This window comes from Bradyrhizobium manausense (genome assembly GCF_001440035.1).
GTDB lineage: Bacteria > Pseudomonadota > Alphaproteobacteria > Rhizobiales > Xanthobacteraceae > Bradyrhizobium > Bradyrhizobium manausense.
Window position 1 is genome coordinate 131,633 of sequence record NZ_LJYG01000016.1, and the last position, 231, is coordinate 131,863.

Genomic DNA, 231 nt, shown 5'->3' on the forward strand with positions numbered 1-231 from the left:
CGCTTCGCGCGACCGCAAGCTACCCCCCCTACGGCAGTGTGCTTGGAGTTCAGGCCGCGGCCTGGCCCAGCGCGGTGACGATGGTGTCGACGATGTCCTCGACCAGGATGCGGTCCTCGCCCTCGCCCATGACGCGGATCACGGGCTCGGTGCCGGAGGAGCGGATCAAGAGGCGGCCATGGCCGTTGAGGCGCTTCTCGCCGTCGGAGATCGCCGACTTGACGTCGGAAT

Annotated in this window: 1 pseudogene; it reads right to left on the reverse strand. The window is 68.4% G+C overall.

Going from position 1 to position 231, the window contains the following annotated elements:
• Window positions 1-49: 49 nt before the first annotated feature.
• Window positions 50-231, reverse strand: a pseudogene (glmM, locus tag AOQ71_RS47050) (phosphoglucosamine mutase); the annotation flags it as partial.